We start from the raw sequence: 278 nt of genomic DNA, 5'->3' as shown, positions 1-278 counted from the left end.
CCGACATCTTCCCGACCGGCTATATGGCGGCGGAGAACGCCGGCATCCGGGAGGGCGACACCGTCGCCATCTGGGGCTGCGGGCCGGTCGGCCAGTTCGCGATCCAGAGCGCCTGGATGCTTGGCGCCGGACGCGTGATCGCCATCGACAAGGTGCCGGAGCGGCTTGCTATGGCGCGGGACCACGGCAAGGCCGAGACCCTCGATTTCAGCAACGTGAATATCTACGATGCCCTGATGGCCATGACCAACGGTCGCGGCCCGGACAGTTGCATCGAC

At 66.5% G+C, this 278-nt stretch carries 1 protein-coding gene; it reads left to right on the top strand.

The features are described 5' to 3' along the window. Positions 1-278: zinc-binding dehydrogenase (locus EN786_RS37525; RefSeq protein WP_145972942.1), on the top strand; the 278-nt coding region annotated here is incomplete at both ends.

Origin of the sequence: Mesorhizobium sp. M4B.F.Ca.ET.143.01.1.1 (assembly GCF_004792275.1) — a bacterium.
GTDB lineage: Bacteria > Pseudomonadota > Alphaproteobacteria > Rhizobiales > Rhizobiaceae > Mesorhizobium > Mesorhizobium abyssinicae.
The sequence above is the reverse complement of the archived record's forward strand: the minus strand, read 5'-3'. Positions and strand labels throughout refer to the sequence as shown.